At 64.0% G+C, this 15,653-nt stretch carries 13 protein-coding genes; 3 read left to right on the forward strand and 10 right to left on the reverse strand.

Features of this window, described 5'->3' with window-relative positions; translation table 11 throughout:
- Window positions 1-22: 22 nt before the first annotated feature.
- The 9 genes from ACY34H_RS26825 to ACY34H_RS26865 form a co-directional block, all read right to left on the reverse strand.
- Window positions 23-2,854, reverse strand: coding sequence for a motility hub landmark protein FimV (locus ACY34H_RS26825; protein ID WP_464980481.1), 2,832 nt, complete (start codon window positions 2,852-2,854; stop codon window positions 23-25).
- 118 nt (window positions 2,855-2,972) lie between these two features.
- On the reverse strand, window positions 2,973-3,746 hold the full coding sequence (locus tag ACY34H_RS26830) for a PEP-CTERM sorting domain-containing protein (RefSeq protein ID WP_464980482.1): 774 nt from the start codon (window positions 3,744-3,746) through the stop codon (window positions 2,973-2,975).
- Between the two features lie 179 nt (window positions 3,747-3,925).
- Complete coding sequence (gene asd, locus ACY34H_RS26835; RefSeq protein WP_464980483.1) at window positions 3,926-5,053, reverse strand: aspartate-semialdehyde dehydrogenase; 1,128 nt, start codon at window positions 5,051-5,053, stop codon at window positions 3,926-3,928.
- 69 nt (window positions 5,054-5,122) lie between these two features.
- Window positions 5,123-6,196, reverse strand: a complete 1,074-nt coding sequence (gene leuB, locus ACY34H_RS26840; RefSeq protein ID WP_464980484.1) for a 3-isopropylmalate dehydrogenase — start codon at window positions 6,194-6,196, stop codon at window positions 5,123-5,125.
- 11 nt (window positions 6,197-6,207) lie between these two features.
- Window positions 6,208-6,855 (reverse strand): 3-isopropylmalate dehydratase small subunit, encoded by a 648-nt coding sequence (leuD, locus tag ACY34H_RS26845; protein ID WP_464980485.1) that lies wholly within the window; start codon window positions 6,853-6,855, stop codon window positions 6,208-6,210.
- Between the two features lie 39 nt (window positions 6,856-6,894).
- On the reverse strand, window positions 6,895-7,017 hold the full coding sequence (locus ACY34H_RS26850; RefSeq protein ID WP_464980486.1) for an entericidin A/B family lipoprotein: 123 nt from the start codon (window positions 7,015-7,017) through the stop codon (window positions 6,895-6,897).
- A gap of 73 nt (window positions 7,018-7,090) precedes the next feature.
- Window positions 7,091-8,494, reverse strand: coding sequence for a 3-isopropylmalate dehydratase large subunit (leuC, locus tag ACY34H_RS26855; protein WP_464980496.1), 1,404 nt, complete (start codon window positions 8,492-8,494; stop codon window positions 7,091-7,093).
- A 246-nt stretch (window positions 8,495-8,740) separates the two neighbouring features.
- On the reverse strand, window positions 8,741-10,645 hold the full coding sequence (locus ACY34H_RS26860; RefSeq protein ID WP_464980487.1) for a chemotaxis protein CheA: 1,905 nt from the start codon (window positions 10,643-10,645) through the stop codon (window positions 8,741-8,743).
- On the reverse strand, window positions 10,645-11,487 hold the full coding sequence (locus ACY34H_RS26865) for a protein phosphatase CheZ (protein WP_464980488.1): 843 nt from the start codon (window positions 11,485-11,487) through the stop codon (window positions 10,645-10,647). The genes ACY34H_RS26860 and ACY34H_RS26865 overlap by 1 nt, the downstream gene beginning before the upstream one ends.
- 354 nt (window positions 11,488-11,841) lie before the next feature.
- Here ACY34H_RS26865 and ACY34H_RS26870 point away from each other — a divergent pair, with 354 nt between their 5' ends.
- The 3 genes from ACY34H_RS26870 to ACY34H_RS26880 all read left to right on the forward strand — a co-directional run bounded on the left by ACY34H_RS26870 (window position 11,842) and on the right by ACY34H_RS26880 (window position 14,262).
- Window positions 11,842-12,309, forward strand: coding sequence for a universal stress protein (locus tag ACY34H_RS26870; protein WP_464980489.1), 468 nt, complete (start codon window positions 11,842-11,844; stop codon window positions 12,307-12,309).
- Window positions 12,310-12,448: 139 nt separating this feature from the next.
- Window positions 12,449-13,093, forward strand: coding sequence for a response regulator (locus tag ACY34H_RS26875; RefSeq protein ID WP_131144470.1), 645 nt, complete (start codon window positions 12,449-12,451; stop codon window positions 13,091-13,093).
- A 365-nt stretch (window positions 13,094-13,458) separates the two neighbouring features.
- Window positions 13,459-14,262 (forward strand): Crp/Fnr family transcriptional regulator, encoded by an 804-nt coding sequence (locus ACY34H_RS26880; protein WP_464980497.1) that lies wholly within the window; start codon window positions 13,459-13,461, stop codon window positions 14,260-14,262.
- A 61-nt stretch (window positions 14,263-14,323) separates the two neighbouring features.
- Here ACY34H_RS26880 and ACY34H_RS26885 read toward each other — a convergent pair whose 3' ends face one another.
- Window positions 14,324-15,535 carry an ISL3 family transposase gene (locus ACY34H_RS26885; RefSeq protein ID WP_464975433.1) on the reverse strand — a complete coding sequence of 404 codons (1,212 nt, stop codon included), beginning with the start codon at window positions 15,533-15,535 and terminating at the stop codon, window positions 14,324-14,326.
- Window positions 15,536-15,653: the final 118 nt, after the last annotated feature.

Raw genomic sequence — 15,653 nt, forward strand, 5'->3', positions numbered from 1 at the left:
GACAGGCTGCCCGGCAGCCCCGTCAGCCCAGCTGTGCCAGCATCTGGTTGGCGCGCGCCACCTGGTCGCTGCTGCCGCCGCGCAGCACTTCGTCGAGCAGCTCGCGCGCACCTTCCTTGTCGCCGATTTCCTGGTAGGCGACCGCCAGGTCGAGCTTGGTATCCATTTCCATCTGCTGTGGCGTCAGCGCCGCAGGAACCTCGGCCGCACTGCCTTCCGGCGTAGCGGTTTCATCCAGGTCCAGGTCGATGCCCGACAGGTCGAACTCCGGAGGTGGCGGGGCCGCGGCCGGCGGCTCGGGCAGGTCCGGCAAGCGCAGGTCCGGCTCCTCGTCCAGCACAGGCGCCGGGTCGGCGGCTACCGGGGCGGACGATGGCGGCGGCACGTCGAAGTCCATCAGGTCCAGCTCGGCCAACGGGTCGGCACCCGGCGCCGCCGCGCCAGTCGCGGGCTTGTCGTCGGCAGGCAGGTCGAAGTCGAAGTCGGGTTCGGACGCGACAGGGGCCGCGGCAGGGGCAGGTGCGGGCTGGTCCGGTGCGTCGAATGCCAGGTCGAGCGGGTCGGCCGGGGCCTGCGCACTCTTGCCGGCGGCCGCCCTGTCGGCTTCCTCCGGCGTCGGTTCGAAGTCCAGCCCGCCCAGGTCGAAGTCGAGGTAATGATCGGCATCGCCGGCATCGCTCACCTTCGGCTGTGCCGGCGTGGCAGCGGGTTCGGCCGGCGCATCCGGCTGTGCGGTGGCGTCGCTGAAATCGAAGTCGGCCAGCCGATCTTCCGCCGCCGGCGCCGGCGCCGGCGCCTCGGCGAAATCGAAGTCGAGCGCGTCGGCGGCAGCTTCGGGGGCCGGCTCCCGGCTCAGGTCGAGATCGAGGCCTTCGTGCGGCGCAGGCTCCGCGGCGCGCGCGCGCGCGGCATCGTCGAGCGCCGCGGCAAAGTCGGAAGTGTTCGCCGGGGAATGGATCGCATCGGCGGCCAGCGCGGCAGCGCCCGCCGCGGCGGCGGTGGCGGCCAGCGGGCCGGCACCGCCCTGTGCGCCGTACAGCGGGTTGCCCGGATCGACCGAACGGCCCAGCGCGGCGGCCTGGGCCCACTCGTCGCCATGGCCCTGGGTCAATACGTACAGTTCATTGGCCTGCACCTCGAGTGCACGCAGGTCCTTGCGGTTCGCGTAGATTTCCATCAGCTTCAGCCGCGCCGCGTGCCGTTCCGGATGGTTGCGCAGCGCTTCCTTCAGGATTTCCTCGGCTTGCGCATCGCGGCCATAGGCGATGTACACATCGGCCTCGGCTACCGGATCGACTTCGTTCATGTCGAGCTGGCTGGCGGACGGCGCGAAATTGGAATTGAAGACGCTGTTGCTGGTATCCACGCTCTGGCCGCCCGGCTCGGCAAACAGCGACTGCGAGCCGGGCTCGGCCGGTGCGGCTTCCGGCACTTTCTGCTCCACGACAACGGCGCCGGCCTTGCGGCGGCGCGCCAGGATCAGGGCCGTGCCACCGAGGATCGCCGCCAGTGCGATGCCGAGGGCCGCCATATTATCCTTGAGCGCATCCATGATGCCGGGCTCGACAGGCGATGGCGCGACGGTGGGCGGTGGTGCGGCCGGCTTGGCGGCCGGCTTGGCGACAGGCGCGGCGGCCGGCGCCATCGGCTGCGGCGCGGCCGCGACGGGCGTGCCCTGCTGGTCCAGTTCCGGCACGCCGGCACCCTGCTGCGCTGCCACGCCGGCCTGGCTCTTCACGGCCATCAGGTTCTCGAGGTCGCTGACGTTCTTTTCCAGTTCCTTGACGCGTGCCGCGGCATCGGCCACCTGCTGGTCCCTGGCGATCTTGTCTTCGCTGGCGCCGGCCTGCCCTGCCTTGGCGGATGCCTCGCCCGCCTTCGACAGCTTCAACCGGTCCTGCGCTTCGTTGACGGCATTCGGCCGCTCCTCGACCTTGGCCGTGATCGTGCCGCCGGCGCTCTGCTGCGGTGCCGGCGCCTGGGCCGGCGTGGCCGCTTCCACCTGGCCGGCCAGGCGGTTGCGGTAGGCATTGAAATCCGCCGCATGCGCGATGACGACGCGGCGCGCTTCGGCACGGTCGGTGGCACGCACCACCTCCACATCCGGCACGGACAGGATCTTGCCCGACTTCAGGCGATTCATGTTATTGCCGCTGAATGCCTCGGGGTTGGCCCGGTACAGCGCTACCAGCATCATGTCCAGCGACACGTCGGCCGGCTTGATGTCGACGGCGATGCCGGACAGCGTATCGCCCCGCTTGACCGGGACGTCGTCGGTGTCGACGGGCGCGGCCTGGCCGGTGCGCTCGGCCGTCGCGGGCCGCGCCGGTGTCGGCGCCGGTGCCGGTGCCGGCGCTGCCGGCGCGCCGGCTTGCGCGGCGGCCCGGTTGACATCCACGGGTGCCGCCACCTGCGGCGATTGCGCATTGCGCATCTCGGCCGGGTCGAGCAGGAAAGTGTATTCGCGCACCAGGCGCCCATTGGCCCAGGACAGCTCGAGCAGCATGTCGACGAACGGCTCGTTGACCGGCTGCGAGGACGATACGCGGATGAAGCGCCGCCCGTCGCGCTGGTCGATATCGAAGCGCAGGTTCAGCAGCGCCGGATTGAACTCGATGTTCGCGGCCCGGAAGGCTTCCAGCGGCGCCAGCTTGACCGCCAGGTCGGCCGCCTCGTTCGGCGCGACCGCCGTAAGCTCGATCTCGGCACGCAGCGGCTGCCCCAGAGCGGACAGCACGGTGAGCTTGCCGAGGCCGGCGGCATGCGCCGGCGGGAGGATGACCGCGCCGATGACGGCGCTGGCCAGTGCAGACAACGCGAATGAAGCAACCCTGGAGCGTTTTTGTACGGGCATATTTTATGGTGTTAAGTTGGCAACGGGCGTCCGGGGGCTCTCCCGGACAATCCCAACATAACATCATGCCCCGGAGCATGCAAGCTCTGGCCGGGAGCGTGGCGCCCCTATGAACCGCTCAGTTTGCCACGGCGGTGCGGCGGCGGCGCGCGATACCGGCCGTCAGTGCCAGGCCGGCACCGAGCATCAGCCAGGTCGACGGTTCCGGGACCGGGCTGGCCACCTCGGCATTCGCGTTGAGCATGATGTACATCTGCGATGACAGCGCCGTGTCGCCATCGTTGACGATGTCCAGGGTGAACCACTCGTCGAAGTTGCCCCATCCGGGAACGCCCGAGTCGGTCGCGGTGCGCGCAAAATAGGGCTGCGCCGACGAACCGTCCTCTTCGACGGCAGAGAACAGGACGGCCACGCCGGCGGCACTGTACTGGTCCGTGACGAAGGCCCCCCGTTCCACCGATCCCGTGGCATGGCCCGTGAAGACCAGCTTGGTGTTGGCGCTGAGCGTGTAGTCGGCATACCAGCCTGCCGACCCCAGATACTCGCCGGCATTGCCGATGCTGCCGCGCGTGCCGATCTCGTCGGCGGTGATCCAGCCCTGCACGGCGGCGCTGCCGGCCGATGCGCCAAACGACACATCGCCTTCCGGACCGCCAGCGCCGTCGAAGTACAGCATCTCGTCGGCGTCGGCCACCGCTGCCGCGAGTACGCCACGGAAGGTGGTGTTGAACGTGACCGATGGGTCGATCCCGTCGGCCAGGTCGAGGTCGACCAGCTGGTAGCCGAAGTCGGACAGGCTGGACTGGGCAACGGTGGCCTGCGCCGCGGCAGTACCCGGCAACACGGCAAGGGCGCTCGCGGCAAGCGCGGCGGCAACGGTGGAACGGAACATTTTCTCTCCTGTGGTTGATAAGGAGAGCAAGATTAGCAAGACTTTTTGACAACACAAAGACGGGTGCGTGCCGTGCGCAGGTGTCTGTTGTTGCGTTGAGACAACTTGCAGATTGCATGTGGGCCGAAAAAAAAACCGGGCGAGCAGCCCGGTTCTTCATGGCAGGGGAAGCGAAACGCTTACTTGTCCAGCACGATGCGCAGCATGCGGCGCAGCGGTTCGGCGGCGCCCCACAGCAGCTGGTCGCCGACGGTGAAGGCCGAGATGTATTCCGGGCCCATCGACAGCTTGCGCACGCGGCCGACCGGGATCGCCAGGCTGCCGGTGACGGCGGCCGGGGTCAGGTCGCGCACCGACGCTTCGCGCGTGTTCGGCACGAACTTCACCCACTGGTTGTCGTTGGCGATGATGTCGTTGATCTCGTCCAGCGGCACGTCCTTGTTCAGCTTGATGGTCAGCGCCTGCGAGTGGCAGCGCATCGCGCCGATCCGCACGCACAGGCCGTCCACCGGGATTGCCCTGGAGCCGAAGCCTTCGCCGCGGCCGAGGATCTTGTTGGTCTCGGCGCCGCCCTTCCACTCTTCCTTCGACTGGCCGTTGTTCAGGTCCTTGTCGATCCACGGGATCAGGTTGCCGGCCAGCGGCACGCCGAACTGCTTGGTCTCGTCGGCCGACAGGCCATGCTGGGTGGCCAGCACCTGGCGATCGATTTCCAGGATCGCCGAGGCCGGGTTGTCCAGCAGCGGCCTGACGGAAGCGTTGATGGTGCCGAACTGGGTCAGCAGCTCGCGCATGTGCTGGGCGCCGCCGCCCGATGCCGCCTGGTACGTCATCGACGTCATCCAGTCGACCAGGTTGGCCTTGAACAGGCCGCCCAGGCCCATCAGCATGCACGACACGGTGCAGTTACCGCCGATAAAGTTCTTCACGCCCTTGGTCATCGCATCCTTGATGACGTCCAGGTTGACCGGGTCCAGCACGATGACCGAATCCTTGTCCATGCGCAGCGTGGAGGCCGCGTCGATCCAGTAGCCGTTCCAGCCGGCCGCGCGCAGCTTCGGGAACACCTCGCCGGTGTAGTCGCCGCCCTGGCAGGAAATGATGATCTCGCAGCGCTTCAGTTCGTCGATATCGGTGGCGTCCTTCAGCGTGGTTTCGTTCTTCGCGTAGCTCGGCGCTGCGCCGCCCGTGTTCGACGTGGAGAAGAATACCGGCTCGATGTGGTCGAAATCGCGCTCTTCCTGCATGCGCTGCATCAGCACGGAACCGACCATGCCGCGCCAGCCTACCAGACCTACTAATTTCATATCGTTACCCTTGGATGTTTTGGATGTTTCATGGGAACGCGCCAGCGGCACGTTCCGTGTACACGTTGTTTACTTCGCCAGCGCCTTGACAACAGCGTCGCCCATCTGCTCGGTGCCCACCTTCGTGGTGCCTTCCTCGAAGATGTCGGCGGTACGCAGCCCTTGCGCCAGCACGGCCTTGACGGCGTTCTCGATGCGGTCGGCCTGTTCGGCCTTGCCCAGCGAGAAGCGCAGCATCATCGCGGCGGACAGGATGGTGGCCAGCGGGTTGGCGATGCCCTTGCCTGCGATATCCGGCGCCGAGCCGTGCGACGGTTCGTACAGGCCCTTGTTGTTCGCGTCCAGCGATGCCGACGGCAGCATGCCGATCGAACCGGTCAGCATGGCCGCCGCGTCGGACAGGATGTCGCCGAACATGTTGCCGGTGACGATCACGTCGAATTTCTTCGGCGCGCGCACCAGTTGCATGGCGGCGTTGTCGACGTACATGTGGTCCAGCGCCACGTCCGGATACTCTTTATGCACGTCGCTGACGATGTCTTTCCAGAACTGGAAGGTTTCCAGCACATTGGCCTTGTCGACGCTGGTCAGGCGCTTGTCGCGCTTTTGCGCGGCCTGGAACGCCACGTGGGCGATGCGGCGGATTTCGCCTTCCGCATAGCGCATCGTGTCGAAGCCTTCGCGCTGGCCCTTGAACGGGCCGTCCGGGCATTCGCGCACGCCGCGCGGCTGGCCGAAATAGATGTCGCCGGTCAGTTCGCGGATGATCAGGATATCCAGGCCCGACACCACCTCGGGCTTCAGCGTGGAAGCGCCGGCCAGTTCCGGATACAGGATCGCCGGGCGCAGGTTGGCGAACAGGCCCAGGTTCTTGCGCAGGCCGAGGATGGCCTGCTCGGGGCGCAGCGGGCGGTCCAGCGTGTCGTACTTCCAGTCGCCGACGGCGCCGAACAGCACGGCATCGGCCGCCTTGGCCAGCGCCAGCGTGGCTTCCGGCAGCGGATGGCCGGACGCTTCGTAGCCGGCGCCGCCGACCGGGGCGGTTTCCAGTTCGAATTGTTCGTCGAGTGCGCCCAGCACCTTGACAGCCTGGGCAACGATCTCGGGGCCGATGCCGTCGCCCGGCAGGATTGCGATTTTCATGGTCGTGTTTTTCAGATCGAGTTGGCCAGCCAGGGCTGGCTTGCCAGATGACGCTCTTCGAAGGCACGGATGCTGTCGGCATGGCGCAGCGTCAGGCCGATGTCGTCGAGGCCGTTCATCAGGCAGTATTTGCGGAAGGCGTCGACCTCGAAGGGGTAGGAGATCTTGCCGTCCTGGGAGCGGATGACTTGCTGCTCAAGGTCCACCACCAGGCGGTAGCCGGGGAAGGCCTTGACTTCGTCGAACAGATGATCGATCTGCGCTTCGGACAAGACGACAGGCAGCACGCCGTTCTTGAAGCAGTTGTTGAAGAAGATGTCGGCAAAGCTGGGCGCCAGGATGGCGCGGAAGCCATATTGTTCCAGTGCCCATGGCGCGTGCTCGCGCGATGAGCCGCAGCCGAAGTTCTTGCGCGTCAGCAGGATCGACGCGCCCTCATAGCGCGGCTGGTTCAGCACGAAGTCCGGATTGACCGGGCGGCGGGAATTATCCATGCCGGGCTCGCCGTGATCCAGGTAGCGCCACTCGTCGAACAGGTTGGGACCGAAGCCCGTGCGGCGGATGGATTTCAGGAACTGTTTTGGAATGATCGCGTCGGTATCGACGTTCGGGCGGTCGAGCGGGGCGACGAGGCCCTCGTAGATCGTAAATTTGTCCATGCTGCTCTTCTTGGTTGCACGGCGCCTGGCCGTGCGGGGTTATTTTCTGCCGGCGCCTTCGACGACCTGGCCGACCTTCTGCACATCCTTGCCGAAGCCGGCAACGGTATTGCAACCGGTGAGAACGATGGTGGCGAGGGTGATGGCGAACAGGGTTTTCATGATTCGATGACTCTTCGATAAAGATGGTTCAGGGCCCCGGGCGCGCGATATGGCGCGGCCCGGGAAGTCGAACTCAGCGGATCGCGCGGACGTCGACGAAATGGCCGGCGATACCTGCCGCGGCGGCCATGGCCGGCGATACCAGGTGGGTACGCCCGCCCTGGCCCTGCCGGCCTTCGAAATTGCGGTTCGAGGTGGACGCGCAGCGCTCGCCCGGATCGAGGCGGTCGGCATTCATCGCCAGGCACATCGAGCAGCCCGGCTCGCGCCATTCGAAGCCGGCGGCCTTGAAGATCGTGTCCAGCCCTTCGCGCTCGGCCTGTTCCTTGACCAGGCCGGAGCCCGGCACCACCAGCGCCAGCTTCACGTTCGAGGCGCGCTGCTTGCCGCGCACCACGGCGGCGGCGGCGCGCAGGTCCTCGATGCGCGAGTTGGTGCAGGAACCGATGAACACCTTGTCGATGCGGATATCCTCGATCGGCGTGTTCGGCTTCAGGTTCATGTAAACCAGGGCCTTTTCCATCGCGTCGCGCTTGACCGCATCTTTTTCCTGGTCCGGATCGGGCACGCGGCCATCGACCGGCACCACCATCTCGGGCGACGTGCCCCAGGTGACCTGCGGCTTGATCTCGGCGGCGTCGAGGGTGACGACCATGTCGAACTTCGCGCCCGGTTCGGTGTGCAGCGTGCGCCAGTAGGCGACGGCGCGTTCCCAGTGCGGGCCCGCGGGCGCGAACGGCCGGCCCTTCACGTAATCGATGGTGGTGTCGTCGACGCCGACCATGCCGGCGCGCGCGCCGGCTTCGATCGCCATGTTACACACCGTCATGCGGCCTTCCATCGACAGCGCGCGGATCGCGGAGCCGCCGAATTCGATCGCATAGCCGGTGCCGCCGGCGGTACCGATCTTGCCGATGATGGCCAGCACGATATCCTTGGCGGTCACGCCGGGCAGCAGTTCGCCGTCGACCTGCACCAGCATCGATTTGGACTTTTTCGCCAGCAGCGTCTGGGTGGCCAGCACGTGCTCGACTTCGGAAGTGCCGATGCCGTGCGCCAGCGCGCCGAAGGCGCCGTGGGTGGACGTGTGCGAATCGCCGCAGACCACCGTCATGCCGGGCAGCGTGGCGCCCTGCTCCGGGCCGATCACGTGGACGATGCCCTGGCGCTTGTCGTTCATGTTGAAGTACGTGACACCGTACTCCTTGGTGTTGTTGTCCAGCGTTTCCACTTGCAGGCGGGAAACGGGATCTTCGATACCGTGCGAGCGGTCGGTGGTCGGCACGTTGTGGTCCGCCACCGCCAGGTTGGCGGACAGGCGCCACAGAGAGCGATTGGCGGCGCGCAGGCCGTCGAAGGCCTGCGGGCTGGTGACTTCATGCACGAGGTGGCGGTCGATGTACAGGATGGCGGTGCCGTCTTCCTCCGTGCGCACCACATGCGATTCCCAGAGTTTGTCGTAAAGCGTCTTCATAATGCTGCTTGCTGCCTGTGTGTAGAAAGTTCCATTTTGATTATGCCACAGTTTGTGCGCTGCAAAACAAGCCGACTTTCCGCCTCGTGGGCCGCTGTCTCTTGCGTTTCCCTGCTGCGCGCCTAGGGCGCCGGTGTTGCAATAAAGCCCGGTGTCGAACACCGGTTTCAGCCATTATTTTAGTTTAGAAATACAAAAAGCCTGCGATTGCGGTCGCAGGCTTTTCGGGTGACTTGCTTGGCGAACTTGTTATGCTGCCATGCGCACGCTGCTCCTGCAACCATCCATCAGGAACGATAGGCCCACGACGAGCACCAGCTCGCCTTCGGCCGAGCGTGCGGTACCGGTGACGCCTTCCACGGTCAGCGCCGTCATCGGCTTGATCACGAGGTCGGCCGTGCCGTCCACGGCGCCCACGGCCAGGATGTACGGCTGCGGCGCGTTGATGACGATGCCCACGCGTTCGGCGGACAGTTCGTAGCCCAGCGCATTGGCCAGCGAACGCACCGGCAACGGCCTGCCCTGGTCCTTCATCACCGGAGCACCGCCCACTTCGTTGAAGGTTTCCGGCAATTCCACCACGCGCTCGACGACGGCCATCGGCAGCGCCAGCAGCGCGCCCGAGGTCGACACCAGCATCGTCGGCACGATCGACAGCTCGATCGGCAGGCGGATGGCGAACTTGGTGCCCTTGCCCAGCGCGGATTCGATGTGGATCGCGCCGCGGTTCTTTTCCACGGCGGTCTTCACCACGTCCATGCCGACGCCGCGCCCGGAAACGGACGAGGCCACTTCCTTGGTCGAGAAGCCCGGCAGGAATACCAGCTGGTAGGACTCGTCGTCCGTCATGTTGGCGGTCGGCGAAATCAGGCCTTTCTCGCCGGCCTTGCGGCGCAGCGCGACCGGATCCATGCCCTTGCCGTCGTCCTGCAGCACGATCATCACGCTGTTGGCTTCCTGCCACGCTTTCAGCAGGATCGTGGCTTTCGGGTTCTTGCCGGCGGCCACGCGGGCATCCGGGCCTTCGACGCCGTGGTCGAGCGCGTTGCGCAGCATGTGCACCAGCGGGTCATACAGGCTGTCGACGACGACGCGGTCCACTTCCGTTTCCGCACCCTCGATGACCAGCTCGACTTCCTTGCCCAGGTCCTTCGCCAGCTCGCGCACCAGGCGCGGGAACTTCTGGAACAGGCGCCCGACCGGCTGCATGCGGGTCGCCAGCGTGGCGCGCTGCAGTTCGGTGGAGTAGCGCGATGCGCGTTCCAGCGTTTCGGTCAGCGCCGACATCAGCGTGGCGGCATGGCCTTCGAACTTGAACTGCTGCAGGCGCTCGAGCAGCACGGCGGCCTGGTTGGCGGCCTGCACGGATTCGCCGGCCACTTCCAGCAGCGCATCGAGCTTGACCGCATCGATACGGATGCTTTCTTCCTTTGCGGGCGCGGCGTGGACTGCCTTGGCCTCGTCGCGGCGCTCGACGCCGTCCCATTTCTTCCCGGTCGCGGCCTCGCTCGCGGGCGCGGCTGCGGCAGGCGCATCCGCGGCCGGCGCGGCGGCAGCGGGCGCTGCGGGCGCCGCTGCCACGGCGGCGGCAGGTGCGCCGGCCGGCCGGCTACAGGTACCCGGCGGCACGACGGCTTCGTACATGGATTCCCAGTCGAGGCCGTCAGCCGATGGCGCGCGTGGGGCCGCTGCGGCAGGTGCCGGCGCGGCTACCGGCGCCACAGGCGCAGGCGCAGGCGCCGCTTTCGCGGCCGGCTTGGCCGAGCTTTCCTTGCCTTCGATGGCCTGGTTCAGGATCGCTTCCAGGTCGGCCGGCATCGGCCCCATGCTGTCCGGTGCCGCGCCGTTGTTCAGTTCCGCCAGCTGGTCGGCGACGAAGCCCGATGCCTGCAGCGCCGCCTCGATCGACAGCGGCGTGACCGGCGCCGCACCGGTGCGCAGCGCGTCGAACAGGTTTTCCGTCAGGTGACAGGCGGATACCAGGGCGCCGAGGTTCATGAAGCCCGCGCCACCCTTGATGGTGTGGAACGAGCGGAACACGGCGTTCAGCGTTTCCTTGTTGTCGGGATCGCGCTCGAGGCGCAGCAGGTGCTCCTCGACATTGACCGCCAGGTCCATCGCCTCGACGACGAACTCCTTGAGCATATCGTCCATCAGAACCCCAGGTCGGCAAGCAGGTCGTCCACGTTGTCCTGGTTCAGCGCCACGGATGGGGCCGACGGGCCGCTCATCAACGACACTTCCAGGGCCTCTTTCTGCGCGATCAGCTCACGCTTGTCGGGAGGAGCATTGTCTTTCAGCAACTGCGCCAGTTCCTGCTCGACCGTCTTGGTGATGATCACGACCTTCTTGATCAACTGGCCCGTGATGTCCTGGAAGTCCTGCGCCATCATGATTTCCAGCAGGCGTGCCTTCTCGGCTTCGGTGGCTTCGGACACAGCCTGCGCGAACGCACGCGAGTCGCCGGCCAGCGTCTTGAATTCTTCAATGCTGAGCTTGCCTTCGAACAGCGCGGCCCAGCGGTCTTCCATTTCCTTCGACTTCTTCGACAGCACGTCCTGTGCCGGCATGCCGTCGTCGAGGGTGTTCAATACCTTGTTCGCGGCCTGCTCGGTCAGCGATGCCACGTATTCCAGGCGGTCCTGCGCGTCGACGATCTGGCTCGAAGCTTCGGTCAGCGCCTTGTCATAGCCCAGTTCGCGCAACGAGTCGTGCAACAGGCGGACGATGCCGCCCAGGCGCTCGAACATGGTGCCGTCCTGCGGACCATCCTCGGCAACCGGTGCCTCGGCAACCTGTGCGGCGGCCGATGCGGCGGCAGCAACCGGTGCCGCGGGACGGGAGGCGATTTCGTCGAACAGACTTTCCAGGTCGTCTTCTGCAGCAGCCGCGGCCGGCACGGGGGCCGGAGCCGGCGCCGGTGCCGGAGTGGCGTTGGCACGCTGCGCGGACACTTCCTCGAATAATGCGTCGAAATCATCAGCGGCGTCGGTCATATCCCTGCTTCTCCATATTCAAAAAATGCTTTCGTTTCAACTACCTGGCTGTCTTCAGTGGCGTATGCAGTGATGACGCCCGGCAATATTAACGCACTTCCGCGAGTGTAGCAGGGGGTCGTCCGCTTGTTCAATCTCGGTCACTTCAATCCTGTGCGGCAACTGGAAAAGAATTGCTTTGTGTTGTATTTGGGTCGCGGCGGGGCAACTTAAAGTTTGTCATGTACAAATATAGTATCGACGACAAGCTTGTGCCAGGCTCATCTCTCTATTGAGGAAGATCAAGTCTTTACATCCAGACAAGAGAGCGATTCGGGACTACAATGCGGAGGCGTATGCTATCAAGGAGCGGGTATGTACCGGAAAATTCTGATTACCACCGATGGTTCCGCCGTGTCCCGGATGACTGCCTGCGCCGGTGTTTCGTTCGCCCAGCAACTCGGCGCGGAAGTGCTTGCCCTGTTCGTCGCGCCGGAATACCAGTATCCGATCTATGTCGAGATCATCCCGCCCAGCTATCCCAGCGAAGAGGAATACCGTGCCGCGATGGGGCGCGCCGGCCGCGATCACGTGCAGTCGATCGAGACCTCGTGCGACAAGAAAGGCGTGCGATGCGAAAGCATGACCGCATTTTCCGAAAGCGCGGCACTGAAGATCGTTGAAATCGCGGAGCAAAAAGGCTGCGACCTGATCTTCATCGGCTCGCACGGCCGCAGCGGCTGGGGCCAGTTATTGCTGGGCAGTGTCACCAACAAGGTATTGTCGCACTCGAAGATTCCGGTGCTGGTGCACCGCCTGCTGAAAGAACCCCTGCCGGAATAGGTCTTGCAATACTCGCATCCGCCGCAATCAATGTCTTCGCCCTGATGCCTTGCGCCCGTACCGCATGCCGCACCTTATGCTTTCCGCATGGCACCACGCAGCAGCGGCAAGCAACAACGGAGTGTCACCGAAACCATCCATGATCAGAATAGTCATCGCAGACGACCACACCATCATGCGCGAGGGCCTCAAGCGCATTCTCGACGGCGCTCCCGACATCGACATCGTCGGCGAAGCTGTCGATGGTTTCGAGGTACTGCGCCATGTGCGCCAGGGTGGCTTCGACCTGCTGCTGCTCGACCTGTCGATGCCGGGCCGCAGCGGTGTCGACCTGATCCGTCAGATCCGCAGCGAAGCGCCCAAGCTGAACGTGCTGATCCTCACGATGCATGAAGAAGAGCAATATGCCGTGCGCGCCATCCGCGCGGGCGCGCAGGGCTACCTGACAAAGGAAAGTGCCGGGACCCAGCTGGTGGGCGCCATTCGCAAGGTGGCCTCCGGCCGCCCCTATATCAGTACCGAGGTTGCCGAGCAGCTGGCCCTGAATATCATGATGCCGAATGAAAGCCTGCTGCATAAACAGCTGTCCGATCGAGAATTCGAGGTTTTTTCGCTACTCGTATCAGGCAAGTCGATTACCGAAATCGCCAATAGTCTGCACCTGTCGGTAAAAACCGTCAGTACTCATAAAACCCGGATCATGCAGAAAATGGGCATGAGTTCATTGTCGGAAATGGTTCAATACGCCGTAGCGCACAAGCTGCTTTCCCCGTTCAAGTCCTGACCCCGCCTCGCCCCGTACGGGGCCCCTTCCTCACTCTGAAGCATGATATCGGTTAGTAGGAATACTCCTACAGTCCTGCGCGAGCTCCTACGGGCACATTCAGCGCATACCGATATCCTTCCCCTCCCCCCGTTGGCATACTGAAACCATTCAAAGCGAGTTGCCGTATATCCACTCCTCTGGATGGCAACAGCAAAAAATACTATCAGTTTTAAAGCCAAAACTAGCTTCGAACAAAGTCTTAACCTTTTGTAGTAATCCGCTTTTTAATCCGAACATACATGACCTGAAATCAGGAGATAAGCATGCTCCCTACGCAAATGTCCGAAGCCCGAGTCGCCGCCCCGGCCGCCCAAACGCCCGCCATGGAGGCGGGCCGCCAGCGCCAGGGCCGTCTCTGGTCGAACCTGAAGGAAGTCTGCGACCTCCTGCATATCCCCGCGGCCTGCTCCGTCAACGCCGAAGAACTGCTGTTCCAGCACGTGCAATTCAAGACTGGCCAGCGCATCCACACGATCGGCCAGCCGTTCGACACGCTGTACATCGTCAATTCCGGTTTCCTGAAGACCGTGCTGATCGACGAATTCGGCAACGAACAGGTGCTGAGCTTCCCGATGAAGGGCGACATGCTGGGTGTGGATGGCATTCACAGCCGCCACTACGCATCCGAAGCGGTGGCCTTGTCCGATTGCGACCTGATCCTGCTGCCGTTCAAGAAGCTGACGGCGCTCGGCCGCGTGCACGTGGAACTGGAACACATGATGTATGGCGTCATGAGCCGCGAGCTCGTGCGTGAACAGGCGATGATCGGCATGCTCGGCGCCCTGAGCGCCGAAGCCCGCGTTGCGCGCTTCCTGGTGTCGCTGGCCGACCGCTTCGCCCAGATGGGTTACTCGAGCAAGCTGTTCAATCTACGGATGACGCGCCACGAAATCGGCAGCTATCTGGGATTGACGCTGGAAACGGTCAGCCGCACGCTTTCCGCGTTCAATGAAATCGGCCTGATCACGGTCGACCAGCGAACCATCGGCATCAAGGATCCGGATGCGTTGAAAACCCTGCGCCGCCTGCCGCCTTCCCGCTCGCGCAGCAAAGCGAATGCCACGCGGGCCAAGGCCGCCGCGGAAGCCGCTGCCACGCCGCCCGTACAACTCGTGGCCACGGTCTGACCGACGATTCACCTTTTACCTCACCCAGCTTGGGCCCGCTTCGGCGGGCCTTTTTTTAGGTTCATCGCACTTTGCCGGGGAACGCATTCTTGATTTTCAAGAAGAAGTAGGATGCGTCCCGGAATCCGTAAGCCATGCGTTTGATCACTTTGATGCGATTGTTGACGCCTTCCAGGATGGATGAGTTCATCGGATAGATGGCCGAAGCCAAGATACCGCGCCGGTATTTGGCCAAGCGTTTAGCGAACTGGATCAGCGGTGCGATCTGGCTTTCCAGGGCGAGCTTGAGCCAGGTTTTCCATCGACGAGCACCTTCCCAGGCCGATGGCGCATACCAGATCTCTTTCAGTTCGGTCTTGAGCAGGTAGACCGTTGCCAAGGGCTGGTTGGCGGCGAGCAGTTCGTCAAGTTTGATCGCCTGGTCGGTTTTGAGATTGTCGCGATTACGCAGCAAAAGCCATCGGCTGCGCTTGATGACCTGACGGGCTTTTGGCTCTGCACGTAGTGCATTGGCTTGATCGACCCGTACCCGGTCAACGACTTCGCGGCCAAAACGGGCCACGACATGAAATAGGTCGTAGACCACCTCGGCATTGGGGCATTGCTGGCGCACTTCGAGATCCATAGCCGTGTTCATGTCCATCGCCACGGCTTCAATCCGCTGGCAGCCTTCCGGTCCCAGCATCTCGAAAAATGGCCGGATCGCTTCCCGGCTATTGCCTTCTCCAACCCACAATACGCGCATCCGTTCAGCATCGAGCGCGACAGTGGCATAGCGGTGTCCCTTGTGCAGGGCGAATTCGTCCATCACCAGGCGCCGTACACCCTCTGCTGAGAAGTCAGCATGCAAGTGCTTCAAGCGCCGATGATCGATCTCTTTGACGGTATGCCAGTGTAGGCCGGTCAGCCGGGCCACATGTGCTATCGGAAGCAGTTGCGCCAGCGCCTCGACCCACAGGCGCACACGATGCGTAATGCGTGAACGCCGGTCAAGCCAGACAATGTGCTCGGCAACCCGTGCATTACAGTGATGGCAGTCCAGTCGCCGCACTGGCACATCAAGCCAGACGCGTTTGTCCAGAATATCGCGGTCGCGCACCTTGCGTCTTCGGCGCTCATGCACCAAGGCGCAAGGCTGGCGGCACGACCCACACAAAGCATCACTTGTCGGACAGGGTTCGAGAACGATCAGCAGGGAACCGTCTTTCTGTTCTTGGACGGAGTCGAGAATATGGCCTTCCCAAAACGGGAGAGACGACATAGCATTGAGCATGGCGGTGGTTTGAAAGATTGACTTGTTTGGCGACTATCAATCTACCAACTTCAGACCCCCGCCACCACTTCCTGCTCAGATCGTCAATCCCGTCTTCCCCCATTCCCCGCGAAGAACC

The sequence above is a fragment of the Pseudoduganella sp. jia 9 genome, assembly GCF_055502615.1.